The organism is Flectobacillus sp. BAB-3569 (genome assembly GCF_002270355.1).
GTDB classification, from domain to species: domain Bacteria; phylum Bacteroidota; class Bacteroidia; order Cytophagales; family Spirosomataceae; genus Flectobacillus; species Flectobacillus roseus.
On sequence record NZ_NJFZ01000015.1, the window covers coordinates 317,440 to 344,075 of the forward strand.

The 26,636-nt window shown below is 37.7% G+C and carries 24 protein-coding genes and 1 pseudogene; 13 read left to right on the forward strand and 12 right to left on the reverse strand.

Going from position 1 to position 26,636, the window contains the following annotated elements; genetic code table 11:
* Positions 1-9 precede the first annotated feature (9 nt).
* From BWI92_RS15310 to BWI92_RS15320, 3 genes are all read left to right on the forward strand, one after another.
* Entirely contained in the window at positions 10-1,332 is a 1,323-nt protein-coding gene (locus BWI92_RS15310) for a TolC family protein (RefSeq protein WP_095164128.1), read from the forward strand.
* A gap of 5 nt (positions 1,333-1,337) precedes the next feature.
* Positions 1,338-1,745 carry a hypothetical protein gene (locus BWI92_RS15315; protein ID WP_095164129.1) on the forward strand — a complete coding sequence of 136 codons (408 nt, stop codon included), beginning with the start codon at positions 1,338-1,340 and terminating at the stop codon, positions 1,743-1,745.
* Positions 1,746-1,889: 144 nt separating this feature from the next.
* On the forward strand, positions 1,890-2,543 hold the full coding sequence (locus tag BWI92_RS15320; protein ID WP_095164130.1) for a MarR family winged helix-turn-helix transcriptional regulator: 654 nt from the start codon (positions 1,890-1,892) through the stop codon (positions 2,541-2,543).
* Positions 2,544-2,709: 166 nt separating this feature from the next.
* Here BWI92_RS15320 and BWI92_RS15325 read toward each other — a convergent pair whose 3' ends face one another.
* From BWI92_RS15325 to BWI92_RS15365, 9 genes are all read right to left on the reverse strand, one after another.
* On the reverse strand, positions 2,710-3,357 hold the full coding sequence (locus BWI92_RS15325; protein WP_095164131.1) for a hypothetical protein: 648 nt from the start codon (positions 3,355-3,357) through the stop codon (positions 2,710-2,712).
* 255 nt (positions 3,358-3,612) lie between these two features.
* Positions 3,613-4,035, reverse strand: a complete 423-nt coding sequence (locus tag BWI92_RS15330; RefSeq protein WP_095164132.1) for a cytochrome c — start codon at positions 4,033-4,035, stop codon at positions 3,613-3,615.
* Between the two features lie 10 nt (positions 4,036-4,045).
* On the reverse strand, positions 4,046-5,344 hold the full coding sequence (locus BWI92_RS15335) for a sorbosone dehydrogenase family protein (RefSeq protein ID WP_095164133.1): 1,299 nt from the start codon (positions 5,342-5,344) through the stop codon (positions 4,046-4,048).
* A 121-nt stretch (positions 5,345-5,465) separates the two neighbouring features.
* Complete coding sequence (locus tag BWI92_RS15340) at positions 5,466-5,996, reverse strand: PAS domain-containing protein (protein ID WP_095164134.1); 531 nt, start codon at positions 5,994-5,996, stop codon at positions 5,466-5,468.
* Positions 5,997-6,512: 516 nt separating this feature from the next.
* The gene (locus BWI92_RS15345) at positions 6,513-7,748 is read right to left on the reverse strand and encodes a 3-phosphoshikimate 1-carboxyvinyltransferase (protein ID WP_095164173.1); all 1,236 of its coding nucleotides are present in this window, start codon (positions 7,746-7,748) and stop codon (positions 6,513-6,515) included.
* A gap of 151 nt (positions 7,749-7,899) precedes the next feature.
* A complete protein-coding gene (locus BWI92_RS15350; protein WP_095164135.1) occupies positions 7,900-8,460 on the reverse strand; it encodes a hypothetical protein in 561 nt (186 codons plus the stop codon).
* Positions 8,461-8,591: 131 nt separating this feature from the next.
* Positions 8,592-9,719: an amidohydrolase family protein gene (locus BWI92_RS15355; RefSeq protein ID WP_095164136.1), complete on the reverse strand. Its 1,128-nt coding sequence runs from the start codon at positions 9,717-9,719 to the stop codon at positions 8,592-8,594.
* A gap of 48 nt (positions 9,720-9,767) precedes the next feature.
* Positions 9,768-10,283, reverse strand: coding sequence for a hypothetical protein (locus BWI92_RS15360; RefSeq protein WP_095164137.1), 516 nt, complete (start codon positions 10,281-10,283; stop codon positions 9,768-9,770).
* A 410-nt stretch (positions 10,284-10,693) separates the two neighbouring features.
* The gene (locus BWI92_RS15365) at positions 10,694-11,254 is read right to left on the reverse strand and encodes a YqgE/AlgH family protein (protein WP_095164138.1); all 561 of its coding nucleotides are present in this window, start codon (positions 11,252-11,254) and stop codon (positions 10,694-10,696) included.
* 138 nt (positions 11,255-11,392) lie between these two features.
* Here BWI92_RS15365 and folK point away from each other — a divergent pair, with 138 nt between their 5' ends.
* Positions 11,393-11,893 carry a 2-amino-4-hydroxy-6-hydroxymethyldihydropteridine diphosphokinase gene (gene folK / locus BWI92_RS15370; protein WP_229363156.1) on the forward strand — a complete coding sequence of 167 codons (501 nt, stop codon included), beginning with the start codon at positions 11,393-11,395 and terminating at the stop codon, positions 11,891-11,893.
* A gap of 279 nt (positions 11,894-12,172) precedes the next feature.
* On the opposite strand, the gene BWI92_RS15375 is transcribed toward folK, so the two are convergent.
* From BWI92_RS15375 to bshA, 3 genes and pseudogenes are all read right to left on the reverse strand, one after another.
* Entirely contained in the window at positions 12,173-12,802 is a 630-nt protein-coding gene (locus BWI92_RS15375) for a sterol desaturase family protein (protein ID WP_229242219.1), read from the reverse strand.
* 213 nt (positions 12,803-13,015) lie between these two features.
* Positions 13,016-14,304 (reverse strand): annotated as a pseudogene (locus BWI92_RS15380) (NAD(P)/FAD-dependent oxidoreductase).
* 261 nt (positions 14,305-14,565) lie between these two features.
* On the reverse strand, positions 14,566-15,723 hold the full coding sequence (bshA, locus tag BWI92_RS15385; protein ID WP_095164141.1) for an N-acetyl-alpha-D-glucosaminyl L-malate synthase BshA: 1,158 nt from the start codon (positions 15,721-15,723) through the stop codon (positions 14,566-14,568).
* Between the two features lie 512 nt (positions 15,724-16,235).
* Between bshA and BWI92_RS15390 the strand changes: the two genes are divergently transcribed.
* From BWI92_RS15390 to BWI92_RS15430, 9 genes are all read left to right on the forward strand, one after another.
* A complete protein-coding gene (locus BWI92_RS15390; RefSeq protein ID WP_095164142.1) occupies positions 16,236-17,126 on the forward strand; it encodes a geranylgeranylglycerol-phosphate geranylgeranyltransferase in 891 nt (296 codons plus the stop codon).
* A 241-nt stretch (positions 17,127-17,367) separates the two neighbouring features.
* Positions 17,368-18,279: a 16S rRNA (cytosine(1402)-N(4))-methyltransferase RsmH gene (gene rsmH / locus BWI92_RS15395; protein WP_095164143.1), complete on the forward strand. Its 912-nt coding sequence runs from the start codon at positions 17,368-17,370 to the stop codon at positions 18,277-18,279.
* A gap of 23 nt (positions 18,280-18,302) precedes the next feature.
* Positions 18,303-18,689, forward strand: a complete 387-nt coding sequence (locus tag BWI92_RS15400) for an FtsL-like putative cell division protein (RefSeq protein WP_095164144.1) — start codon at positions 18,303-18,305, stop codon at positions 18,687-18,689.
* A 137-nt stretch (positions 18,690-18,826) separates the two neighbouring features.
* A complete protein-coding gene (locus BWI92_RS15405; RefSeq protein WP_095164145.1) occupies positions 18,827-20,950 on the forward strand; it encodes a penicillin-binding protein in 2,124 nt (707 codons plus the stop codon).
* 399 nt (positions 20,951-21,349) lie between these two features.
* Positions 21,350-22,009, forward strand: coding sequence for a hypothetical protein (locus tag BWI92_RS15410; protein WP_095164146.1), 660 nt, complete (start codon positions 21,350-21,352; stop codon positions 22,007-22,009).
* A gap of 38 nt (positions 22,010-22,047) precedes the next feature.
* On the forward strand, positions 22,048-22,344 hold the full coding sequence (locus BWI92_RS15415; RefSeq protein WP_095164147.1) for a hypothetical protein: 297 nt from the start codon (positions 22,048-22,050) through the stop codon (positions 22,342-22,344).
* Positions 22,345-22,384: 40 nt separating this feature from the next.
* Positions 22,385-23,845, forward strand: coding sequence for a UDP-N-acetylmuramoyl-L-alanyl-D-glutamate--2,6-diaminopimelate ligase (locus BWI92_RS15420; RefSeq protein WP_095164148.1), 1,461 nt, complete (start codon positions 22,385-22,387; stop codon positions 23,843-23,845).
* A 168-nt stretch (positions 23,846-24,013) separates the two neighbouring features.
* Positions 24,014-25,222 (forward strand): phospho-N-acetylmuramoyl-pentapeptide-transferase, encoded by a 1,209-nt coding sequence (gene mraY / locus BWI92_RS15425; RefSeq protein ID WP_095164149.1) that lies wholly within the window; start codon positions 24,014-24,016, stop codon positions 25,220-25,222.
* Positions 25,223-25,541: 319 nt separating this feature from the next.
* Entirely contained in the window at positions 25,542-25,802 is a 261-nt protein-coding gene (locus BWI92_RS15430; RefSeq protein ID WP_095164150.1) for a DUF4834 family protein, read from the forward strand.
* The last annotated feature ends 834 nt before the right edge of the window (positions 25,803-26,636 follow it).

Here is a 26,636-nt window from a genome sequence, read left to right on the forward strand (position 1 = left end):
TGATATTTTATGAAATCAATACTAATCATCATTTGTTTGCTATTGGTACATTCCATGTATGCTCAAATTACAGTCAATGAATGTATCGAAAATGGCTTAAAACATAGACCTAGCATCAAAACAGCCCAAGCAGATCTTGCTGTGGCTGCTCTAAAAAGTTTGGATGCCCAATCTAAGTTTTTACCTCAAATTGCCTTAGCTTATGAATACCGTTACAATCCGATTATTGCCACGCAGGTAGTTCCGACGGGGTTATTTAGCGGTACGCCTACTACCGAAACGCAGGCTATTCGTTTTGGTACCAAATGGCAACAAAATGCAGGAGTTACGGTGTATCAGCCCTTGATTGATTTGTCCTTAAAAAGTAAGATTAAGGAAAGTAAAATCAATGAGGCCTCGGCAAATTGGGATCTCAAAAAAGCAGAAGAAGATTTTGTCTTTGAAATAATTAAATCCTACAGCCAAATACTGCTTTATCAGCTACAAAGCCAAGAATCTGCCTCTGATTCTGTTCGCAGTTATATTTCTATGGCTATGATGGAGGCAAAGTTTAAAGAGGGGAAAATATTGAAAACCGAATGGAATACCGCCAAAATCAATCATAACAATAACCTATCGGCATTTCAGAAAGCTTTTTCAAACCTGATTAATGAGAAAATTTATTTGAATTATCTTACCAATATCAGTCTCGAAAAACTGTTAGCTGATTCCTATGCCCCTATCAACGATGTTTTGGACAACACACCGAATAACTCCACATTTGAATCAAGTATTGATTTTCAAAAATTCATCACAAAAGAACAACTGCTCAATCAGCAGATTCAAACGGAGCAAACCCAGTATCGACCAACATTGGGAGTTCAAGGATACATTGGTGCCAACCAATACACGCAAAGTATAAATCCCTTTTTAGCAAATTCATGGTTTGGCAATAGCTATGTAGGTCTTTCTGTGAAATTACCCATTTTCGCACCTGACAAATCTATCAATTTGAGCAAGCAACTCAAGAAACAACTCACGGTAGTAGAAAACCAAAAGGAAGAGTATAAGTCTCAAAAAAATAAGGATATTTTACAAAATTCGAATACCATCGAAAGACTCCAGAAAGAGATTGCATTTGCTGAAAAAAACATCATCCTTTTAAAAGAAAACCTAGACATCTATCAAGCTCGCCTTCAAACAGGACAACTTGAAGCCTCTGAGTTAAACACGCAAGAAAGCGCATTACAAAAAGCACTTGTACAACAATTACAACTCAAAGAGCAGCTCAATAAGACTTTTATGGATAGGCTATACATTAGTGGTAACCTTCTCGAAAAATTCAAAAAATAAATCACATGACTCTCAGACCTGATACCATCAATCACAGCATTCAAATAACTCATTCATCGATTGAGTCTTTTGGCTTCGAGTTAAAAAATTGGAATTTAGATGCCGATAATTTTAGTTTATTCTTTTCGAAAAATACTGTTTATACGAAAGAAGATAAAAGCTTTTCGATTGACACTTTATTGCTGCAATCCCTAGAGCTTTACAAACGATTTGTAGAATATGGAGATCATTTCCTGCTCACCAATTTTCACTGTATTAATTTGATTATGAATCAGCAGTCTATCCATGATTTCACCATTGAAATCGATTGGTTACCTACCCCAAACACCCAACAGAAATTTCTTGAAGCTTATTGCTACAATGAATCTGGACAGCTTTTGGGCAAAGGCACCGCCCTGTTGAATAAGCAATAATTTGCGTAAATTTGATATTCAGTTATATCGTTCAGGCAGTATGCTATAGCCATTAGACCAAAAGTTTTAAGATATTTAATACTTTACCGTTTGCCCATAGCTGATTGCTGAAAGCTTTACCATAACATAACGGTTTTGAGGCCCATGAATAAGCAAGTTTTAATAGAAATAATAGAGCATCTCGATCAATTTCATACAGAGTATAAAGGGGGAAATGATTATACTTTAGATGATTTTTTAGGGTATCTCAACACCCAACGCCCAAGCAAGGATATTGAGATGCGTAAAATGGGCGGAGACAAAGAACAACATTTGAATATAGTCCGTCAAGAAAGTAACAGCGATGTTGCTATCTTGGTTAAATTGTTATTTAGCTATGCCAAAGGATATATCAAGAAGGCTTTACAGCACAGTATCATTCAAACAGCGGACGAATTTGCCTTTTTAATCACCCTTATCACCTTTGAAAGCCTGACCAAAACCGAATTGATTTCGAAACAAGTCATGGAAAAAACCTCAGGAATAGAAGTAATCAAACGATTAGTAGCACAAGGCTTGATTCATGAATTCTCTGATTTGACAGATAAAAGAAGCGTTAGGGTAAGTATTACAGAGAAAGGAAAAATGGAAGTAATGAACGTACTTCCAGAAATGAGCAAAGTCTCTCGGATCGTAGTAGGAGACTTATCGCCATCAGAAATCACGACACTTTCCTATCTCATGAAAAAGCTCGATTTCTATCATAACGATATTTTTATGAACAACAAAAATGCAAGCCTAGACGAGTTACTGAAATAGGGGTTAGGAGTTAGGAGTTAGGAGTTAGGATAAAACCTAAACTACATTCCATCTACTCAATTTAACCTAGGTTTTCAACTTTTTTATAAAAAACTAATCCCTATACCCTCACCCCTATACCCTAAAACACTCTGTGCCTTTGTGCCTGTTCACTCAAAAGAAAAAACTAATCTGAAATCATACGTTCATCACTTTTTACGGTAAACTTAAACTGTCTTTCACCACCAGGAGAACGGAGCTTAACGACATAACTGCCAGAATTTAAAGGATATAAAGATTTCAAGACTACGCTATTGGCATCTGTGGTAGCTTCTTGCTCACAAGGAACACCCAAGCCCGACTCAGTACCAACCAATGCTGTCACATTGGTATTATTTTCTACCGTGACGGTAATCACATTACGGTCATTTTGTCGAGCCACAATGATAGGCGAAGTGATTTTAGCTGCAATCGAAGTATAGACATTAAACTGTCCATCTTGCTCATATTCTACTATGCGATAATACTCTGAATAACGAAGAATTTTGGAATCAGTGAAGGTGAATTGGAGTCTCTCATCGGCCATGCTTTCTTTTACTGGAATTTCACGAATGTCGAAGAAAGTGTCATTGTCTTTACTACGTTGAACGATGAATCTTGCAGGACGATGCCCTTCTGAACTTACCCAGCTGAGTACAGCACGACTATCATCATTTACTTTCACATCAAACAAGACATCACGACTTGAACGTGCTTTGATTTGAGACTGTGCACAAAAGGATATTCCCATGACAAGGAGACCCATCATAGCAAAAGCTAAGGAAAACTGTTTCATAGAGGTTGTTTAGAAAATAAAGTTTGGGTTCAATAAAGATAGGTATCTGCTACAAATGGCGGGATAGCAAATATTATTTCAAATTTAGCACTATTTTAATAATATTTTTACATAAAATTATAAAATTTCAATATTTGGTTCTAAAAAAAGGCTTTAACTCAGTAGTGTCAAAACTCTAAAAAAGTTTTTCACTAAAGAATTAAAGCCTTATTAGGAAAGCTATTTTACTGAAAATCAAGTATTTTACTAAGTTTGTTATTTCTTAGCTCTTTGCATTTTTACCATGACAGGAGTAATGGCGCTTGCTTTATTCCCAAAACTTTTACGAATGTACGTAAGCACATTGGCGATGTCTTGATCACTTAAGAAATCATGAGAGGGCATTTCATTTGAATAACTTTCTCCCGCAACTTCTACTCCTTTTAGTCCATTCAGTACAACCTTAATCAATCGGGCTGAATCACCCAAAACCCATTCATTTTGGATTAATGGTGGATTCAAATTTGGGACTCCACTCCCATCTTCTTGATGACAAGCCAAGCAGTAATTTTCATAAACTAGCTGACCAGAGTCTGCTTGTATGACCTTAGGAGAAGTAGGTTTTTGACTATATCTTGCTGAAACTGTCGAACCCAACATTCCTCCTAGCAACAAACAAGTAATGATATATTTGAACATGAGATGATGTTTAGTTTTTGATAACTCTCCAAACTTTTCCTTTTACCGAATCACTGATATACAATGAACCGTCTGGACCTTGTGCCAAGCCCATCGGGCGCGCCTTTGCTTCGTTAGGATTTTTGATTTCGCTACCACCAGCAAAACCTTCTGCAAATACTTCATATTCGCCTGATGGCTTTCCATTTTTACCAAAAGGAACAAAAGCCACAAAATAACCGCCTTGTTTCAACGGAGCACGGTTCCATGAGCCATGGAAACAAATAAATGCACCATTTTTATATTTTGCTGGCAATTGATTTCCTGTATAAAACAACAAGGCGTTTGGTGCCCAGTGTGCAGGGAAAGCCATAATTGGCTGGTCTTTACCTTCGCAACGTTCTTGAATTTTGCCATCGCCACCATACTCTGGCGCTAACATTTTTTTGTTTTGGAAGCGATCATGGTAACAATACGGCCAACCAAAATCAGAGCCTTTTTTTACTAAGCAAAACTCCTCAGAAGGCAATTCTGCATTTTGCTCAGCATTATACAAAGTCGAAAACATGGTATTCAACTGGTCGCGACCGTGTTGCATAGCATACAATTCACCTTGTTGTTTGTTCCAATCCAAACCTACGACATTACGTAAGCCCGTAGCATAACGCACACCATCAGCTTGTTTTTGGTTTTTCTTATTGGCGTCAAACTGCCAGATACCTCCATGCCATTCCAAAATCGGACAAGGATCCATTCCTTTAGAACCTTTTTGACGGTTTTTCTCCTGACACGCATTTGATGGCGCACCAAAAGTTACATACAAATGTCCTTTGTCATCCAACTCGATAGACTTCGAACCGTGTTCGCTGTAGTGTTCCAATCCTGTTACGATTGTTTCTCCAGCAGCCTCGTCGATCTTTCCGTCTTTCATTGGATAGCGCACTACCGATGTGTCAGACGAAGCATATAAATAGCCATTGCCAATGACGATACCTGTACCCAAAAAGTTTCCAAAGGAAGTATTTTGGTCAGCTTTTCCATCGCCATCGGTATCTTTCAATACAACAGTACCTTTACCATTTACCAATTTATTCAGACGAACATATACGTCGCCATTGGGAGCTACAGCCAAGTGACGAGCTTTTCCTAAGCCATCGGCTACCACTAAGGCACCAATACCATTCGGAAGTGTCAAACCACCGTTATCAACATCAGCTTTTAACTTTATAGATTTCTGTGCTTTAGGGGATTTCTTTGGAGCAGTGTTGGCCAACAAAGAAGTGTTTACCAAAAGCCCAAACAAAGCGGAGAGAATAATACTTTTTTTCATTGGAAAATGATTTTAATGCTGATTTTTAGTTTTTACCAATGGACATACGCCATCGGCATGGTTAATGATGTTTTAACCAAAACTACAAAATTCGGTAAAATGTTCTATTGGGCTTTATTGGTTATGGCTTTGTGTTGGGAAACACTTCATTTTCCAAGGCAATAAAATTGACCAACTCATACGATTTATTGAACATTGGAACAATCTGCACTTTGCATAGATAAGGTTCGCCATCAGCACGATAATTCGTCAAAACACCCTCCACAGGAATTCGTTTTTGGATATGTTCACGTATTAGTGCGAGCACATCGGCTTCTGTGTCTTTTCCTTGTAAAAATTTCGGTTTTTTACCTCTAGCAAATTTAGGCGTATAACCAGTCATACGCTCAAAACCAGTACTAGCTAACAAAATTGTTTGTTGAGGGTCAGTAATCACTACAGCATGTGAAGGATTTTTAAGGTGTAAACGAAAATCTGCCCAACGAATCCAACCTTGTTTGATGGCATAACGGCAAATTAGTTCATAATCATTTTGTGCCTCTTCGGACAAGGCAATAGGTGGTGTCATAAATTCATTGCCAATCAGTAGCGGATGAATCAAGCGGATACGCATAAAGGCATCCGAACTACTGTCTGAGGACAAATCAAACATACAAGTTTTGTTTAAGGTCTATCGATATTTTAGTAAAAAATAAAGTGTGAAAGTCTAAAAATCGTTGATTTTGTTTGAACTTTTTCTAAAATCGAATAAACAAAATAAAAACTAACACACTGATTATCAGATACTTCAATTTTAAATATACATAAAAATCAGCGATTTGATTCTCATTAGACCTAAGAAATATTTTAGACCTAAACCCTAAACGTGCCTACATCTATTTGAAAATCAGAATGGTTATGGGAATAGTTAGGGTAAATTGTAGAGACGCAATATTTTGCGACTAAGTAATGTAGAAATCTTTGGTATTTTTAACAAATATGAATCTTCCCGAATTTTGGAATTAGGTTTATTCTCCTATTATTCATCAAAAAAGCGGTCGAAAATTGCTTTTCGACCGCTTTTTGGGGATAGATATAACTCGACTTAAGACGCAATCATTTCGTCGCTACTGGTGAAATGTGAATTTTAGGAAAAATCATTAACAATTCACTCATTCATCATTCACTATTATTCAATCGTTACGATTTTAGATAAGTGATTCCAGAAACTTGGATATGATTTTACCACCACGTCTGGTTCTTCGATTACTACATCTTCTACCAATGCCAACGGAGCAAAAGCCATCGCCATGCGGTGGTCGTCGTAAGTATGTACCGATACAGGTACAGCTTGACGTTCGGCCGCAGCAGGAGTCAATTGGTATTTATGATTGGTTTCGACTTCTTTCAAGGTTGCGCCAAATTTGATTAACTCATTTTGAAGCGCCATGATACGGTCTGTTTCTTTTACTTTCAAAGACTCAATTCCTGTCAGGGTCAACGGAATATTTTTGGCAGCAGCTACAACACAAATCGTTTGCGCTAAATCTGGACAGTTGGTAAAATCCCATTCCAAGGAAGTAGCAGGCTCGATTTTCGTCAATTTAAAACCACGCCCTGTGTATTCTGATTTCACGCCCAAGTGGCTCATAATGTCAGTAACTACGGAGTCGCCTTGTAAAGAGTTTTCTTTCAATCCTAACAATTCCAAAGAAGCATCAGCCTTATCTGACAAAGCCACAACCGAGAACCAATAACTCGCACCAGACCAGTCTGATTCTACGGCATACTGGATAGGATTATAAGCTTGTGGAGCTACAGTGATAGTTTTTGCGTCCCAATCTGCCTGAGCTTGTACACCAAATGCCTCCATTTGTTTCAAAGTCATTTCGATATACGGCTTCGACCCCAACTCTCCTGTAATTTCCAAGGTTAAGCCTTCTGGCAACAAAGGAGCAACCATCAACAACGCCGAAATATATTGAGAACTCACATCTCCACGAATCGCCAAACGGCTGTTTCCTTTAAAATCAAAACCATTTAATTGTAATGGAGGATAGCCTTCAGTTTTTACATAGTCGATTTGAGCACCTAATTCGCGCAATGCATCTACCAAAATACCGATAGGACGCTCGCACATACGTGGCGTACCTGTCATGGTTTTGATTTGACCAGTTACCGCATAATAGGCAGTCAAAAAGCGCATGGTTGTACCAGCATCAATCACGTCGGCGATAGGGTCGTTAGACGCCAACAAACGCATCATCGTTTGAGTATCACGAGCTTCAGCAAGGTTCGACAAGTTGTCGTGGCCTTTGGCAAGTGCGTTGATAATCAAGGCACGGTTAGATTCTGATTTTGAAGACGGTAAAGGAATTTCCGTTTGGAAAGACTGTTGTACTTTGTGTAATAATAACTTTTTCAAGGTCAATTTCGGATTGTGGATGTCAAAGTCATCCTTTGGCATCGTGTATTTGGTTAATTAGAATCTTCCAAAGCATTAGCAAACGCCAGCGTTTGGATTCTTTTCAGAAGAGTAACAAAATTAATCCATGAACCTAATCTTTCCTAATTTGTTACATGAATCGCACGACCAAGCGCCGTTTCTGGCTGATTTTATATTTAGGATACGATAGAGGTTTGGCAATAAGACCAATTCCAATACATACCCCACTAAAGGCCAATAGCCCCGGGCTAAGCTTTACAGGTTGATTACGCTGAACTTGATTAAGTACATCAATCACAGAAAACATCACCCCACCTGCTGCGATAGTCCCTGCTCCTTTGGATACGAAGGGGATATGTCGATACGGTGAGAAAATCATATCGATATCTTTGAGCGCAATTTCGGAAGTGATATGACTATCTTCGTCTGTAAAGAAAAAAGTACTATCAGCAATCTGCTCGATTCGTCCTGTAAATCGCATATTTTTCCCAATCAATTGAAATGAAATATCGCTTTCTTCAAAGAATCGCAACTTTTGTCCATAGCCTCTTGCATGCTCAATGGCCAAATATTTAATAGGTGTGTATTTGCCCGTACTATCAATAACTTTTCGGATACGCCCCAAACGAGTATTTTGGCTCAAAACACTCCAACTTATTAAACTCAATAATAATACTAGCAAAAATCTCATGGTGTAATGTTAAAGATGTTATCAGTTAACGGTATATCTGTTACAACATCAAACGACTAGTTCTATTTTATTCCATAATCAGGTTTCAATTACCCAATAACAGATACTCCATTAACAGATAACGATTCCTCCTATTCAGGAAACTGACTTTTATCTAGTCCTGGAATTAGTTTTAAGGCATTTTTATAATAAACTTTTTTCAAGATACCATCCGAAAGACCTAAGCCGTACATTCTCCAAAACGCATGATATTTTTTATGATATGGAAAATACTCGTCGTTGGTTTCCAATACTCTAAAATAAGTCGCATACTCAGAAGGCACCCATGAGTCTTTTCCAAAAAGAATTCGATCTTGACGTTTTTCAAAAAATCTTTTAGCTGTATGTGGCTGACGACCCAACTCTGCAATCACTGCCCCTATTTCGACATACATATTTGGCATTTCGTCCATCAAACTATCCAATTTGGGTAAGTTGTTTGGGTACCAACCCATGTGTGCCGCTATAAAATTAGTTTTAGGATTTTTCTTGAAAACATTATGCTGTTGCTCAATAAGTTGCTCCCACGTAAAGTCATTTGATTTTTCACCTGCATTTCTCTTTCTATCTGGGTGCAATTTGAGTTCGAGCCAGCGCTCATTAAAACGGTCGACAGGTTGCCAAAAACGCTCTGGGTCAGCCGTATGAATTAGTACAGGGATGCCTAATTCACCTGCTTTTTTCCAAATTGGGTCTAAGCGTGGGTCATCGACACGCACCAATTTATCACCATCTTTTACCGAAAAGCCAAGGTTTTTATAAATTTTCAAACCCTTTGCACCGCGAAGTTTTACATCATCTTCAAGTGTTTTTACCGCTTTTTCAGTCCATCCTTTGGTATTGATATTGGCAAAATCAATGTTAGTAAATACCGCAAAACGACTTGGATAATACTGTTTGATTTGTTCAATTTGTTTTGTCAGCGTTTGAGTACTTTTGGTTTCATCACTTGTCCAACCCCTGCCACTCAAATTAACCATCAATTTCATATTGAGGGCGTTCATCTCAGTAATCAATTTGTCCAAATTTTCTTTTTCTTCATGTAAATTCCACTGATGATTATGAACATCAATAAAAGGAAATTTGGCTTTTGTGGTGATATGTTCGGGCACCACCAACGTAGATTTTGGCTCGTACTCTTCAAAATTCACCGTAATTTGTTGAGCATAAGAGCTCATACTCAGTAGTAAAGCAGACAGTAGTAAATAATTGGATTTCATAAGATTTGAGGGGTTATTTCAGATAATCATAAAGGGATAAGTTCGCATTTAGTCATTTGTCAGCTCAGATTCGTCCAGATCGTCTGGTAAAATCGTAACAGATCCATAACGGAAACGACCTTGGTATATTTCGAGTAAATGTTCTAAGCGCCAAGCCGTAATATCGAGTTGACTGAGAGGTATTTCTTGGATTCGTCCATTATTGACAAAAATAAGGTTTTCGATATAGACATTTTTCTTCACCTCAGGTTTGATATGTAACCCATGTACCAATGCCCAAGAGACAAAAGGTTGTCCAACCAATTGTATGCCTTCTTGCGAAAGAATAATTTTAGGTTGTGGTTTACTATGCTTGACATACGTCCACCCCAAATAAGAAGATAGTAGCAACATCCCAAGTCCTGACCATAATTCTGCTTGGTTTAAAAAATACACCATATACAGCAAAGCTCCCAAAGCGCCAACTAACAGCATATAACGGTCTTGAGCTTTGGTAAAAATGGTAGTAAACTCTGGAATATCTGGATCATCTTCAAATACAGACAGTTCGTTTGGGTCGGTCATGCTTGATTAATTATGAATTAGTGAATGATGAATTGTGAACTTTTTAACCTATTTCGAATTTGTTTTTTTGATTTCGGAAGTATAGCCAGTTCTCATTTCAAGACTTCACTTTGGACTTAATTTTTAAATAGTTTACAACTTTATTAATAAAGTGAGTAACCAAGTCTAAAGACCTAAATGCCCTTTACTCTGTTTGTCGAGTAATAAGACTAATAACTTCTTTTACTTATTCTGAATTATTGCTCTAAGTAAAACATTTTCTTACCAGAATCATTCCATTTTTAGATAGTTTAACATTTTTGTCTCTAAAACAAGAACAGCCGACAAATATCTGTGTCGGCTGCTTTGTAAAATGTCAAAAAGATATTTTTGGTTGTATAACACGTAAAAAGTTACGTTTCTACAGAAAATCAATTCAATCTTGGGTCTGTCGGATAATTAGCCATTACCTTAAAATCGCCCCCCATGCCTTTAAGAACTGTTCGCCAAAAAGAGTCAGAAGGTGTATCAAATACGATTTCAGAAGTCGCCGAAGCTACAATCCACGAATCTTTTTCGAGTTCGTCTTTGAGTTGTCCTCCGCTCCAACCTGAATAGCCCAAAAAGCATCGAATATCTTCAGGGTGAAGCACGCCATTATTCAAAAGACGTTTTACTTGTTCGAAATTTCCACCCCATACAACGCCTTTGAGCAACTCTTGTCCACCGTCAATCAAATCTGGTCGGCGATGCACAAAATGCAGGGTGTTTTGCTGAACAGGTCCACCGATAAACAAGGGAACATCAGGATATACATTTTCCTCTAGGACATCCGCCAGTACTAGATTAGAGGTTTGATTGAGCACCAAACCAAAAGACCCGTAGGAATTATGATGCTCACAAATTAACACTACGCTTCGCTCAAAATTAGGGTCGCCCAAGAAAGGCTCTGAAATAAGCAAGTTACCCCTATTTACAATCCTGTTCTTCATAATATTCCACGTTTGAGTGTTAAACTAGTACTACAAAAACTAACTTTGTAATGCTTTCTGGCAATAGCGTAAGCACTAAAATTTTCATGGCTGATATACGTATCAGTATTAATCGTACATATTAAAAATACAATGCAAGTGCCAAAACTCCAAACGCTTTTTCTGTCTCTAGGCTCAAATTTGGGCAATCGTGAAGAGAATTTGAATCAGGCGATACAACTTATCCGACAAAACATAAGTACAAATCTTTCTATTTCAAATATTTATGAAACTGAGCCTTGGGGCAACTTAAATCAAGCAGGTTTTTTGAATTTGATATTAAAAATTGAAAATTCTTCCTTCGTTCCACACGATATTTTAGAAAAAATCCAAAAAATAGAAAATGAGCTAGGACGAGTACGAGTAGAGAAATGGGGCGAACGCTGTATCGATATTGATATTATTTATTACGATGATTTGATCATTAACGATGCTCGATTGGTAATTCCGCATCCATTCGTACAAGAGCGGAAGTTTGTGCTAGTGCCCCTTGCAGATGTTGCTCCCGATTGGGTTCATCCTATTTTACAAAAAACAACCTTACAAATGCTACAGGATTGCCCTGATAATGGTTGGATTAAAGTGTACGAAAGATTATAAAACCGTCTATTTCGGATATCGGATGTTGGATTTCGGAAGTGACCTTACTTCATTAGGGATGATGGTTGAAACTAATCAATTATCCCTTAAAGAAAAGTTTTGTTTACAAGGAAAAATACCAAAAACGAATCATAAAAAAAGGCGGTCGAAAAACTTATTTCGACCGCCTTTTTTTATGCTATAACTTATGATGACAAACCTCTAAACGCAAATATTGCGTCTCAAAGGATGAAGTGCACTAAAAAATAATCACTCATGCACTCAATTCATCTGTATTTCTTACAAATTCTCTGAAACTTTTGATTTGTCCATGGTGTCCATTGTCCCAAAAACATAATCCCAAAGTGGCGAGGATACACCAAACACTGCGTTACCATCTTTATAATGGTGTACTGCGTGATTGATCCACAATTGCTTCAAGAAATTTTTTGGTGGTGCATATGCATGTACAGCATAGTGAACCAACAAGTAACTAGCATATCCCCAGATAAATCCTGGGAAAAATGCATAGGCAGCTTCGCCCATCAACACAAAAAAGACTGAAAACAAGGTTACAGCCACAACAATAGCTAATACAGGAGGCATAGCCAAACGAGTTTTATCTTTTGGATATTCGTGGTGAACGCCATGAGCTACATATTGGAATTTGGCACGAGCCTCAGTTGTTGGGTCGATATGATAAACACTTCTGTGTACCCAGTATTCGATAAAAGTGAATGTGATAGCACCAATACCAAACAGCAAACCAATCAAACCATTTGAAAGATCTGTGTAAGTAAATGCATACCACCCTAAAACCGCTCCAGATACAAAGAACATCGTTACAGGAACAGCAATGTGAGTTCTCGACAGTTTCTCTAGAATTGGGTTTTCAAACAATTGTTTGGTACCACTGTTTTTGGGTCTCATTTTTTTCTGATTCGCTTCCATATCGTAATATACATGATGAGTTGTCCTTCTATTAAAATTGCACTAAAACAATAATTTTAATAGGAATGAGGTCTTATTATTGAATTATAACAACAAAGATACAAACTTTTAAAGTTCCTAATTCCTAATTTTTATTGATTTTTATCACAATTCATCATTTTTTCATACTGTTCTAATCTGTTTTATTCTCCGTTAATCCTCGGCTTTGGGTGATTTTTGTTTTATAATGAGTCTCAAAGATTGATCGTAGGTAACATAATTCCACAACCAGTTAATAAAAATCAAAAGGCGATTTTTAACCCCAACAATCGACATTAGGTGTACAAACATCCATGTCAACCACGCAAAGAATCCCTGAAATCTCCAGAAAGGCAAATCCACAACTGCCAAGTTGCGCCCAACAGTGGCCATCGAACCCAAATCTTTATAGGTAAATTCCTCCAATGGATTTCCTCTTAAAAGTCTTGGAAGGTTTTTTGACAATAGTTTTCCTTGCTGAATAGCAGGCTGTGCCACCTGTGGGTGACCATTTGGATAGGCATCCTCGATCATAAAGGCAACATCGCCAATGGCAAAAATGTTTTGATGACCTTCTATCTGATTATACCTGTTTACCTTAATTCGTCCTCCGCGAGCCAATATTTCAGGATTTAGTCCCTCGATAAAATTAGCTTTAATTCCTGCTGCCCAAACTAAATTATTCGTGCGGATTTTTTCACCATTGTTCAAATACGCATACTTACCATCAAAGTCGGTTACACGGGTATTTAGAAAAACATTAACCCCCAATTGCTCCAAATATTCCTTCGATTTGATTTGCGCATTTTTTGACATCGGCCCCAACAACTCCCCTCCTGATTCAACGATATATACTTTCATTAAATCAAAATCTAATTCAGGGTAGTCCTTCGGCAATACATGGCGTTTCATTTCAGCCAAAGTACCTGATACTTCCACACCCGTAGGGCCTCCACCCACAACTACCACTGTCATTAATCCTTGACGAACGTCATCACTGTCAGATACCAAGGCATTTTCAAAATTCTCTAACAAGCGATTCCTCAAACCCAAGGCCTCTCCTACCGACTTCATTGGCAAAGCCTTTTCTTGGATATTTTTTGTCCAAAAAAGTTTGTATCTGCCCCTATCGCCAAAATCAGATAGTCATAACTGATAGCGCCCAATTGCGTGATAATCTCCTGCGAGTCGGTACGCAATTCGGTAACTTCGGTAATACGAACATGAACATCTTTGTAATAATGGAAGGCCAATCGTAGCGGAAATGAAATGGCTGATGGCTCTAAGCCTGCGGTGGCTACTTGGTAGAAAAGAGGTTGAAATTGATGATAATTATTTTTATCAATCAACACTATCTGAAAGTCTTCGCTATCGGCTAGGTCTCTGGCAATTTTCAAACCACCAAATCCTGCGCCAATGATTACCACACGCTTTTTGGTAGTTTCCGGAATATTGGGTGTCATAGGCATCAATGAATATGTTGAAACATAAGTATTTTTCAACATATTCAGTCTAGTTATTAAAGGATCAAAAGTTTTTAATGATAGTTTTAATCTCAAATTTTAGATAGAGCATTTTGGCTCGAAACCTGACATTATTTAGCATTTTTCACCGTAAAATTGAGCATAACAAAACCAACCGTCATCATGCTCAATTTTGTAAGTATATCTATGCGCTATATTTTTTATATGACTAACTTCTCACATCCTCCTGACACAATTGCCCTAATCTACGAACATTTTTTCAGGAAACTTCCAGCTCTTTGCTGTGATTTGCTCATAATATTGCTCATACAACGGTAAGATATTCGCAATATCAAATTCTTTGGCTCTGTCGAGGGCATTACTTTTGAAGGTTTGTAAACGTTCTTCATCTTCGAGAATATAAATGGTATTTTTGGCCATATCCTCTACGTCGCCAATTTCGCTGATAAAGCCCGTTACTCCATGTACATTTACCTCTGGAATACCGCCAGCATTTGACGAAATCACAGGTACTTCACACGCCATTGCCTCAAGTGCTGCCAAACCAAAACTTTCTTTTTCTGACAATAATAAAAAGATATCTGCCAATGACAAAACCTCCTCAATAACATCGAGCTTACCTAAGAAACGTACATCGTTTTGTACACCTAACTCACGGCAAAGCATTTCGATAGAAGTACGCTCAGGGCCATCGCCCACTAATAGTAATTTGCTTGGTATTTTCTGATTTACCAAATGAAAAACTCTCACTACATCTTCAATACGTTTTACTTTTCTAAAGTTGGACGTATGCATGAGGAGTTTTTCGCCATGAGGACATATGGCAATTTTAAAATGGTCTTTTCTGAGTTTTTTAAAACGCTCTAAATCGATAAAATTCGGAATCACTTGAATATTACTGATAATTTCAAATTCCTCATAAGTATCATTTTTGAGACTTTCAGACACGGCAGTTACCCCATCAGACTCATTAATTGAAAAAGTTACCACTGGCTCGAAAGAAGGATCTTTGCCTACCAAGGTAATATCAGTACCATGAAGCGTAGTAATAAAAGGGATATGTACACCTTTAGATTTCAGAATTTGCTTTGCCAAATACGTTGCCGAAGCATGTGGAATCGCATAGTGTACGTGCAACAAATCGAGCTTTTCAGTCAATACCACATGGACAATTTTACTCGCCAAAGCCGACTCATACGGCAAGTATTGAAACAAAGGGTAACTTGATACACTTACTTCGTGGTAATAAATATTTTCATTAAAAAAATCTAAACGCGACGGTTGACTGTAGGTAATAAAATGTACTTCATGCCCTGCTTTGGCAAGTGCTTTTCCAAGCTCTGTGGCTACAACACCACTACCGCCATAAGTGGGATAACATACTATTCCGATTTTCATTGAATTACTTGAGATTGAGTGTTTGATGGTAGTCTGATGTACTTCACATTAGATTGTCGAAATAACGAACAAGCTAATAAGAATCACTTTTAATTACTCGCTACTGTTTAAAATTACAAAATAGAATATTATTTATGGAACAGTTACCATTTGGTATCATCATTTAGCCAAGAGTCTTAATCTCTGGGCTGTAATCATTTGGGAATAAGCCAAAAGGACAACAGATTTATCATGAATCTTGAAAAACTTTTTGCTTAACAAACGTAATTTATAATTTTCCTCCTTCTTTGGTAAAAGATGATTTGAGAATACAACACCGAAAAACCAAAATTTTCTCCCCAACTGATAGAATTTCTTCAAGGGTATTCATGTTAGGTAGATAATTGACCATATTGCAAGTGGCTAATAAATCTATTTTGTAAAAAATAGTAGATTTTTTGCGGATTGGCTTTTAACAGATAACCTCGTCAACTCGTTACAACATATAAAACAAAGCGCGTAATTTTGTTTTCATGAAAGATAATTCTCACAAAGTCACCTTGGGACAATCAATTTTGGCATTTGTTCGGCTTATTAGATGGCCTAACTTGCTGATTATTGCTTTTACCCAATACTTCACTCGAATCTTCTTAATCCTAGAAGCAGATTTGACGTGGAGTAATGTAATCGAGGTCTTTCTAGACTACCAGCTGGCTCTTATTGTGCTTTCAACGCTCTTTATTGCTGCATCTGGCTATATTATCAACGACTATTATGATATAAAAATAGACTTAGTCAACAAACCTCATCGGGTAGTGATTGGGCGATATATCAAACGTCGTTGGGCTATGGTCATCAATCAAATCTTCAATGTAGCAGGGCTTCTTTTAGGTTTATTTGTGGGCAAGAAAGTCTTCTTGGTCAACCTTTTGGCAGTATTTTGTTTGTGGTTATATTCCAATCAATTGAAACGTTTGCCGTTTTGGGGCAACTTAATGATTGCCATTCTCACGGGCTTTTCGTTGTTAGTCTTAGCGGTGCATTACCCTGGGCATCAGCGCGAGGTATGGATTTATGCAATCTTCTCCTTTGAAATCACCTTGATCAGAGAGATTATCAAAGATATGGAAGACCTCAAAGGTGACGAAAAACATGGTTGCAAAACCTTACCAATCATCTGGGGAATCGCCCGCACCAAATTACTCCTTTATGGCCTTATCGCCATCTTCACAGCTTTACTTTTCATTTTGGCAACTCAGCTTCCACATAGCCGTATTGGATATGTTTTTATGGCATTGATGCTTCCTTTGGCCTTTTTGACCTACCGCTTGGTATATGCAGACAAATCAAAAGATTTTGCTTTTTTGAGTAATGCCTGCAAAATTCTCATGATACTCGGCGTGCTTAGTATGATGCTGGCTTAGGAAAGAAAAAAGGTTTCTCAAATTGCACTAGAATGCTGATAAGTTTTTCTGTATTTTTGTGGGAATTGGTCTTTTATTAACCAGAGAAAAAAGTAGTCCTTATGGAAATAAGGGAACAGGCACAAAGACACAGAGTTATTAGAGGGAATCAAGCACTCAAATTACTTTCACTTTATGCCTTGTGCCTTTGGCACTTATCCCTTAAACAACTCGCTTTAATCACTTCATACCCTAAAAAATCATGTATCACGAATCTGTAATGCTTCATGAGTGCGTAGAAGGACTCAATATACGCCCCGATGGCGTGTATGTTGACGTCACTTTTGGTGGAGGCGGGCACTCTAAAGCAATTTTGGAAAAACTTGGAGAAAAAGGCAAACTCTATGCTTTTGACCAAGACCCAGATGCTAAAAAGAATGCCAATCTTATTGACGATAAACGCTTAGTTTTTATTGAAGCCAACTTTAGATATATCAAAAAATATCTTCGCCTACACGGTGTCAAACAAGTAGACGGGATATTGGCTGACTTTGGTATTTCATCGCACCAAATCGACGAGCCAACTCGTGGGTTTTCAACTCGTTTTGACGGCGAACTCGATATGCGTATGAATCAAAAAGCAGAAGTATCGGCCTATACTGTTATCAATAAGTACCCTGAAGAGCAACTGCATAAAATTTTTGGCATGTATGGCGAAATCAAAAATGCTCGTACACTTGCTGGTGCTATCTGCTCAGAACGAATGAACCAGCCTATCAATACTACGGGCGAACTTAAAGCAATTTTGGAAAAATATGCGCCAAAATTTAAGGAGTTCCGTTATTTTGCACAGGTATTCCAAGCCATTCGTATCGAAGTGAATCAGGAATTGGATGTCATTCAGGAATTCCTTGAACAAACCCCAGAATTATTACGCGATACTGATAGTCGTTTGTGTATTATGACTTTCCACTCGTTAGAAGATCGTCTTGTGAAAAATTATATCAAATCAGGCAACTTCTATGGTGAACTTCAAAAAGACATCGTTTACGGAACAGTTGACAAACCGCTAGAAGCTGTGTCTCGCAAACCTATTGAGGCTTCTGCTGACGAATTAGCTCGCAACAACCGTTCTCGTAGCGCCAAACTTCGTATTGCAACATTGTCTAAGTAACGACTCTCAACCTTCTCACAACAATGGCAAGAAACGTTTCGAAGAATGTAACACCCAAATCTAGCTCTACTCGCAAGAGTAATGGCAAGGGGCTATTTTCAATTATTGATACAATTTTCAACATGGATCGCCTCCTTGGGGGGGAGTTCCCTGCGTATCAATTGCGCTATTTACTTTGGCTATCGTTTTTGATTGTCCTCTACATTGCGTCATCGCTACACTCGGAGAGCTTGATTCACCAAATAGACAAAACCAAAGCTGAAGTAGAAGAGCTACGTGCTGACTATACCACGCAACAAGCTGATTTTATGAAAGCAGGAAAACAGTCTGAAATCATCAAAAGAGTGGAGTCTATGGGCATTGAGGAAAACAAAACCCCTCCTACCAAAATCATTGTTAAAGATTGGTAAGCTTTAAGCCTAATTCCTATGGCTTACAGTCGAAAACGTAATAAGGCACTCAACCAATAGAAGTTTATATCTATCAAGCATTTTGAAATCTCGTCGAGCCTATAATTATAAGCTCTTCAATCAATAATCCCTTTGTTATGAATATCAAGAAAGACATCGTCATACGTATTCGTGCTATGTTTTTGTTTATGCTCTTATTGGCTGCGGGTATTATCTGGAAGATATTTTTTCTACAAACTATCGAGGGTAATAAATGGCGTGAAAAAGCAAAAATGTCTTATGTAGAAGAACGTACGATTGAGGCTGTTCGTGGAAATATATTTGCCGACGATGGTAGCTTACTAGCCACTTCTCTTCCCAAGTACAAGTTGGGCTTTGACCCTTTGGTAAGTAGAAGAAATAAAAAAAATGCCAAAATCTATGATGATGGAATAGATTCACTTTGTCATTTTTTGGCCAATTTTTATCATGATAAAACCGCTGAAGAATATTACTCTCAAATTGACCTTGCAAGACGCCGTAAAATCACCTATATCGTTCTCAACAATGACTTGATTTCTTATCAAGATGTTAAGAAAATGCGAAAATGGCCCGTATTTCGAGCTGGTAAGTATAAGGGAGGTGTCGTATTTGAAAAAGTAAATGTTCGCTACAATCCATTTGAAAAAATGGGTGTAAGAACCATTGGCTACAAAAAAGACAAAGAAAAAGTAGGTATTGAAAATGCTTTCGATGTTGAGCTTTCGGGAACATCTGGAAAAGGAGTTTTCGAGAAAATTGTCGGAGGAAGCTGGCGACCTGTAGAAGGTGGCGAAAAAAGCATTCCCGTACAAGGACTAGATGTTCATAGTACGCTCAACGTCAATATTCAGGACGTTGCCGAAACATCGCTCATGAATGCACTTCGTAAATACCGTGCAGACAAAGGTTGCGTAATTGTGATGGAAGTAGCCACTGGCGAAATCAAAGCAATGACCAATCTCTCAAAAGTCGGCAAAGATAGTTCCTACTATTCCGAAACTTACAACCACGCCGTGCTCAATCGTACCGACCCTGGTTCGGTGTTCAAACTTCCATCAATGATTGCCATTATGGAAGAAGGCGGTTTGGAAAATACAGAATTGGTTAATACTGGAGACGGTACCATCAAAATCGGAACCCTAACCACCGAAGATTCAAAAAAAGGTGGTCATGGGACAATTCCTGCACAAGAGGTTTTTGAGGTATCATCCAACGTAGGAATTATGCGCTTGATGCAAAAATATTTTGGCGATGCCAAACAGAAAAAATATTATGAGTATCTCAAAAAGTTTCACTTAAATGAGCCACTCAAATTTCAGCTAAAACCAGATGTTTCACCCGTCATCAACGAGCCAAAAGCGGGCGACAAAACAGCCATGTATTGGAACTCCATTGGTTATGGCGAACTCATTACGCCATTGCAAATGCTTACTTTTTACAATGCTGTAGCCAATAATGGCAAATGGATTCAGCCTATTATTGTGAAAAGCACCAAAATTGCAGATGAGGTGATGCAAGATTTTCATGTTGGGCAAACCGTTTATCCAGACCCAATATGTTCAGAAAAGACCCTAGAAAAAGTTCGTAAAATGCTAGAAGGAGTTGTTGAACATGGTACTGCCAAAAATATCAACAATCCTATGTACAAAATTGCTGGGAAAACGGGTACTTCTCAAAAACTCGTCAATGGTAAATACCGTGAGGGAATGTACTATACCTCATTTATGGGTTTCTTCCCTGCCGAATCGCCCAAATATAGTATTGCCGTTGTGATTGATAACCCTCGTGGGGTTAAGCTAGAAGCCCTTTATGCAAGTGATGCTTGTGCGCCAGTTTTTAAGGAAATTGCAGATAAGATTTATGCCAATGATATTCAAATGCACAAGCTGTTGATTAAAGAGGACGGCTCAAAATTAAATTTTGCCAAGAAAAAAATAATTGCGCATTCTTCAGATATTAAAGCATTTAATGATGAAATGTCTATCGAAACAAGCCCTCAAACAGAAGGCTGGACAGCAGTAAAACAAGACAGTCAAAACTCGTTCAACTACGAAATCAAATACAATAAGAAGAACCGAGTTCCCGACACCCGTGGTATGTCTTTGCGCGATGCCATGTATGTGTTAGAGAATAAAGGCTTGAAAGTAAGAGTGAAAGGAATAGGCAAAGTAGCAAGTCAAAGTATTCCTCCTGGCTCAAACTTTACCTCAGGGCGTACAATAGAGCTTGTCCTTCAATAAAACGTTATTAGTTAATCGTAATTAGTAGTGTACGAAGGAACATAAAACTGTTTATTTCGGATATCGGATGTTGGATTTCGGAAGTGTAAGCTTTTATTTTTTGTAAAAAATAGAGGTATTTTACTTTATTTCCGAAATCAGAAATCCCAAATCCTTAATAATTAGAATTCCTTCGTACAACCCTAAATCGTAATTCGTTATTTGAAGACAGAAATAATAGGAGCTTCAGGCAGCATCTATATGCCATAGGCTAAATATTGTGCTTGCCTAACGCCTACGGCTTATAGCCTAGAGCGTATTAATGCATTTTTTGCTATTTTTTCAATTATGTAGGTAAATATTCGTATTTTTAGTTTCCCGTATCAAAAATCACAAGCTATTTATCAAGCCATTAATCGCATGACATCTTTTGTGCCGAACCCACAATCAACCGAACCTCCACAAAAAAATAAGACCATACGAAACAGCGTTATAGCTGGGGCAGGTCTACTCCTAGGATACTTTCTTTATCATCAATATATCCAAGCACAACTCCAAGTGAGTCAGATGCAAATGAATACTGAGGAAATCAAAACCATCAATACTGATATGGGACGACTCCGAGAAGATATTCAGGATAATAGAGATGGAATTCAAGAAAAGCAACGCAAAATCGACGAGCTAAAACAACAACTTGAGACAGTTCAAAAAGAAAGTAAGGAGCAAAGCGAAGAACAACGTAGAGAGGTAGTACAAATGCTCCAACGACAAATCAATCAGCTTTCGAAAGAAAAAGATGAATTACAGGTTCGTTTGAATAAAACAATTGGTGAATACGAAACTAAAATCACTAGTTTCCAGAAAATTATCAAACAAAAAGACAGTATTATTTCAGGGCAAAATACCACCATTCATCAGCTAGAAGATGTACTTGCACAAAAGCAAAATGAGGTAAAAAAGCTTGAGTTTGAACTGAAAGAAACCAATGATGTCATAGAATCTCTCGACGATAAACTTCATGTAACTATTACCAACGTGAGTTTTATGCCAACGGCTTTGATGATGCCGATGACGACCTGAGCAATAGCAATAACAAAACAAAAATTACCGAAGTTGGGGTGTTTTATTCACTAAGTCGAGAAATCCGCAACGCTGAGCATATTCTCGTAGAGCTATCCCTTGGGAATCAACGCATTATAGGAAAGAAAGAATTTTCGAGTAAAGATATTGAAGAAATCCAAAAACAATCAAAGCAAAACGGCGTCGAACGCCCTCTGAGTATTAAAATTCAGAAAGGCTCTTTTGATGTTCCGCTCAAAATCAACTTCTATGTCAAAGTAGGTAGCCACAAACAACGACTATTCTTGATTGACTCGAAAGTGATTCCTGCGATTAAAAGTAAAAAGTTTATATAATTCCTGAAAAGCGCTCACAAAGCGCTTTTTATGTTACCTTATGAAAACAGTTACACAAATTTTCCAACAAGTAAAAACAATCTCTGTTTTGGGTAATCCCGAAGTAGAGATTTCGCAACTCACCATCGACTCTCGTCAGGTTGGTCCACAAACGCTTTTTGCTGCCCTAAAAGGCACTCAAACCGATGGTCACTCGTACATCGAAAAAGCCATAGAATTAGGCGCAAGCGCTATTCTTTGTGAAGACCTGCCAGAAGTGATTCATCCAACCGTAACCTATATCCAAGTAAACGATTCGGCAGAATCCTTGGGGTATGCTTCATCCAACTTTTATGATAATCCTTCCAGTAAACTTAAGCTAGTAGGGATTACTGGGACGAACGGCAAAACAACAACGGTTACATTACTATTCAGACTTTTCAGAAAATTAGGATACCGCTGCGGTTTGATTTCGACGGTTCAAAACCAAATCGACGATACCGTTATTCCTTCTACTCATACTACTCCAGATTCTATCAATTTGAATAAGCTATTGGCCGAAATGGTAGAGGCTGGTTGTACTTATGCATTCATGGAGGTAAGCTCACACTCCGTTGTACAGCATCGCATTACGGGATTATCGTTTACAGGAGCCATTTTCTCAAACATAACCCACGACCACCTAGATTTTCACAAAACTTTCGACAATTATATCAAAGCCAAAAAAGGCTTCTTTGATATGTTGCCAAAAACAGCTTTTGCCTTAGTAAACATCGACGACCGTCGTGGCTCAGTGATGGTACAAAATACCAAGGCGAGTATCAATACTTACTCGCTCGAAACACTTGCCACCGTAAAAGGTCGTATTGTTTCAGACAGTATTTATGGCTTGGAAATGGAGATTGACAACAAAGAAGTGCACTTCCAATTAATCGGTACATTCAACGCCTACAACCTTATGGCTATTTATGGTGCTGCGATACTTTTGGGTGAAGATAAAGACGAAGTACTCATCAATATGTCGAGTCTTCAAACTGCACCAGGACGTTTTGAGCAAATCGTTTCGCCTGATACACGCAAAGTTGGGATTGTAGACTACGCTCACACACCAGATGCGCTCGAAAATGTTTTGAAGACGATCAAGCAAATCAAAGATGGTAATCAGCAAGTCATTACGATTGTAGGCTGTGGAGGAAATCGTGATGCGACCAAGCGCCCAATTATGGCAAAAATAGCTTGCGAGCTCAGCGACAAAGTTATTCTGACCTCAGACAACCCTCGTTTTGAAGACCCTGAGGAGATTTTGGCGCAAATGCAAAAAGGTGTCCCTCCTATCGATTTCAAAAAAACCAAAACTATTATCGACCGTAAAGAAGCGATTCACTTTGCCATTAATAAACTATCTGAAAATGGCGATATTATTTTGGTAGCAGGCAAAGGACACGAAACTTATCAGGATATCCAAGGTGTAAAACACGATTTTGACGATAGAGTTATCATCCGAGAAGCCTTTGGCATATAATTCAGACTTGAGGATAGCATCAGATTTAAAAGACAAATTGTCTTACAGATAGCTCAATGCTCATACTCAGGCAAAACTTTTCCCTTTTTTAACCAAGTTTATTCAATAAAAAAGTAGAAATTTGACAAAACAAACATCCCTTTTCATCAAATTTCTATCCACTGAACCATGCTTTATTATCTTTTTGATTATTTAGATAAACATTTTGATTTCCCAGGGGCAGGGGTATTTCAATATATCACTTTTCGCGCTATTGCCGCAACTATAACCTCATTGGGTATTGCAGCAATCTGGGGAAAAACGGTTATTAACATGCTCCGTAAACTTCAAATCGGCGAAGATATCCGCGATTTGGGTCTTGAAGGACAAATGCAAAAAAAAGGTACACCTACTATGGGTGGCTTTATTATTTTGTTATCACTGTTGGTTCCAACCTTGCTTTTTGCCAAGCTTCATAATGTCTACATTATTTTGTTGATTACAACAGCCGTATGGTTAGGAGCTGTAGGCTTTTTGGATGACTATATCAAAGTATTCCGTAAAAATAAAGAAGGGCTTTCAGGACGATTTAAGATAGTTGGGCAAGTAGGACTTGGACTAATTGTTGGGCTCACGATGTGGTTCAATGACGATATCAAAGTACGTACTTACGAAAAAGCGACTATTGCCGCTAATATCGGTGAAGTTCAAAAGTTTACAGACTCAAAAGACTTAATCACTACGGTTCCTTTCTTGAAGAATAACCAATTTGATTATAGTTACCTGTTACCAGACTCAATGGATCAATACACATGGATCCTATATGTTCTTGTGGTTATTATTATCATTACGGCTATTTCAAACGGTGCCAACATTACCGACGGTATTGATGGACTAGCAGCAGGTACCTCGGTGATTATCGGTATTGGTTTAGCGATTTTGGCTTATGTGTCTGGGAATAAGGTTATTTCACAATACCTCAACATCATGTTTATTCCAAACAGTGGAGAGCTGGCCGTCTTTTGTGCCGCCTTTGTGGGAGCATGTGTCGGATTTTTGTGGTATAATGCCTATCCTGCACAAGTATTTATGGGCGACACGGGTAGTTTAATGTTGGGTGGTGTAATTGCAACATTGGCCATCGTAATCCGTAAAGAGCTGTTGATTCCCGTATTGTGTGGTATTTTTGTGGTCGAAAACTTATCCGTAATTATTCAAGTAAGCTATTTTAAATACACCAAGAAAAAGTATGGCGAAGGACGCCGTGTTTTCTTAATGTCACCACTCCATCATCATTATCAGAAAAAAGGATACAACGAATCTAAAATCGTAACCCGCTTCTGGATTGTATGTATCATCTTAGTTGTGGTATCGCTGGTAACCTTAAAATTACGTTAGAAATAAAGGATTGACTATCTTTAGTCCTAAGAAATAGAGACATTTGTTATTCGGTTGTGACAGATTTCTCACTTAAAAAGGAGTTAACGCACAACGTTAACTCCTTTTTTATGTCCATCATGATGGAGGTTCACTTCCAAATATAAAGTCATTCGGCATTGATACCTTTGTTTATACCTATGGTCTAATCAAACAACCGTTTATAAAAACTTGTTAATTAGCCATAAAGTCAACTAAACATTTGATTAACTTTGATGTCAAAAGCCCAAGAATCCATTCATGGGAATTTATCGGTCATTTATCAAAACTGTTTATTGAAATGCTCAAATTCGTTCTTATAGTAGTGCTCATTTTCTTTGTATTTCCGAAATTATTGAAATGGGCATTGAAAGGCTTTGTGGTTTCACAAATCAACAAAGCCCAACAGGAATTTCAACAACAATATAATCCGAATACCAACACCAATCGTCCTAAAAAACGTGATGGTCAAGTAGATGTGGATTTTATGCCCCCAAAGTCAGGCAAAAACTCTGATGACTTCAATGGTGGCGAATATATCGATTACGAAGAAGTAAAATAATAGTTCAGCTATTGGTGGTCAGCTTTCAGCAATGAACAATACTGCGTATAAAGTATTTTCTTTTCTAGTGTTAGAAAAGTATTTATTGAACTGATAGCTGACTGCCCATAGCATTTTACCAAAAGACTAGTAAGTGTTTGATTAATTGGATAATTCAAATATTACCAAACCACTTTTTAAATACCTATTTTTTCAACGAACATCATTTTTCATCTATAAAAACAGGCTTTTTAAATCCTATTTTTATTCATTTATCTAAAAAACCACACAAACATCGAGTTTTATCAACTATAAAATCGTATTTTTGTAAAAATCAGTAGAATGATTAAGTGTAAATCACATATAATATTTTCTATTTTCATTCTATTATTGATGTTCGTACACATTAATTCAGTTGTAGCTCACTGTAGTCAAAATTGTACAAAAGAAAGATTTTATACGCCAAAACACTTATACAAGTCTTTTCAAGTAGTTCCTCTTAGTTCGCAACAAACACGACATGTGTCGGATCATTTTGACCTAACGACTTCTGATTCAAATCAAGAAGTTCAAAATCAAGATTTTTCATCCGATACAATCCTATGTTTGCTTGAAGAATCAAATTATTGGTTAGGGGTATCAATATTGACTGGAATCACAACTGAATATTCTTTAAATTATTATGGTGTAGAACAAAAACGGTTTACGCCCCCTCCTAGGTTATAGCATATTATCTTTCCACTAGAATACCTACAAAATTCAAAAACAGCCACTGTTTCAAGGATTTGAAATAGAAAACGATACTTTTTGAATTATACTTCATCCAATTAATCAACAAACAAAAACAACTGTTGG

Bases quoted from the DNA above. Each gene is read 5' to 3' on its own strand.
- BWI92_RS15310 (WP_095164128.1), top strand. From the start codon at position 10: ATGAAATCAATACTAATCATCATTTGTTTGCTATTGGTACATTCCATG.
- BWI92_RS15315 (WP_095164129.1), top strand. From the start codon at position 1,338: ATGACTCTCAGACCTGATACCATCAATCACAGCATTCAAATAACTCAT.
- BWI92_RS15320 (WP_095164130.1), top strand. From the start codon at position 1,890: ATGAATAAGCAAGTTTTAATAGAAATAATAGAGCATCTCGATCAATTT.
- BWI92_RS15325 (WP_095164131.1), bottom strand. From the start codon at position 3,357: ATGAAACAGTTTTCCTTAGCTTTTGCTATGATGGGTCTCCTTGTCATG.
- BWI92_RS15330 (WP_095164132.1), bottom strand. From the start codon at position 4,035: ATGTTCAAATATATCATTACTTGTTTGTTGCTAGGAGGAATGTTGGGT.
- BWI92_RS15335 (WP_095164133.1), bottom strand. From the start codon at position 5,344: ATGAAAAAAAGTATTATTCTCTCCGCTTTGTTTGGGCTTTTGGTAAAC.
- BWI92_RS15340 (WP_095164134.1), bottom strand. From the start codon at position 5,996: ATGTTTGATTTGTCCTCAGACAGTAGTTCGGATGCCTTTATGCGTATC.
- BWI92_RS15350 (WP_095164135.1), bottom strand. From the start codon at position 8,460: ATGAGATTTTTGCTAGTATTATTATTGAGTTTAATAAGTTGGAGTGTT.
- BWI92_RS15355 (WP_095164136.1), bottom strand. From the start codon at position 9,719: ATGAAATCCAATTATTTACTACTGTCTGCTTTACTACTGAGTATGAGC.
- BWI92_RS15360 (WP_095164137.1), bottom strand. From the start codon at position 10,283: ATGACCGACCCAAACGAACTGTCTGTATTTGAAGATGATCCAGATATT.
- BWI92_RS15365 (WP_095164138.1), bottom strand. From the start codon at position 11,254: ATGAAGAACAGGATTGTAAATAGGGGTAACTTGCTTATTTCAGAGCCT.
- BWI92_RS15375 (WP_229242219.1), bottom strand. From the start codon at position 12,802: ATGAGACCCAAAAACAGTGGTACCAAACAATTGTTTGAAAACCCAATT.
- bshA (WP_095164141.1), bottom strand. From the start codon at position 15,723: ATGAAAATCGGAATAGTATGTTATCCCACTTATGGCGGTAGTGGTGTT.
- BWI92_RS15390 (WP_095164142.1), top strand. From the start codon at position 16,236: ATGAAAGATAATTCTCACAAAGTCACCTTGGGACAATCAATTTTGGCA.
- rsmH (WP_095164143.1), top strand. From the start codon at position 17,368: ATGTATCACGAATCTGTAATGCTTCATGAGTGCGTAGAAGGACTCAAT.
- BWI92_RS15400 (WP_095164144.1), top strand. From the start codon at position 18,303: ATGGCAAGAAACGTTTCGAAGAATGTAACACCCAAATCTAGCTCTACT.
- BWI92_RS15405 (WP_095164145.1), top strand. From the start codon at position 18,827: ATGAATATCAAGAAAGACATCGTCATACGTATTCGTGCTATGTTTTTG.
- BWI92_RS15410 (WP_095164146.1), top strand. From the start codon at position 21,350: ATGACATCTTTTGTGCCGAACCCACAATCAACCGAACCTCCACAAAAA.
- BWI92_RS15420 (WP_095164148.1), top strand. From the start codon at position 22,385: ATGAAAACAGTTACACAAATTTTCCAACAAGTAAAAACAATCTCTGTT.
- mraY (WP_095164149.1), top strand. From the start codon at position 24,014: ATGCTTTATTATCTTTTTGATTATTTAGATAAACATTTTGATTTCCCA.
- BWI92_RS15430 (WP_095164150.1), top strand. From the start codon at position 25,542: ATGCTCAAATTCGTTCTTATAGTAGTGCTCATTTTCTTTGTATTTCCG.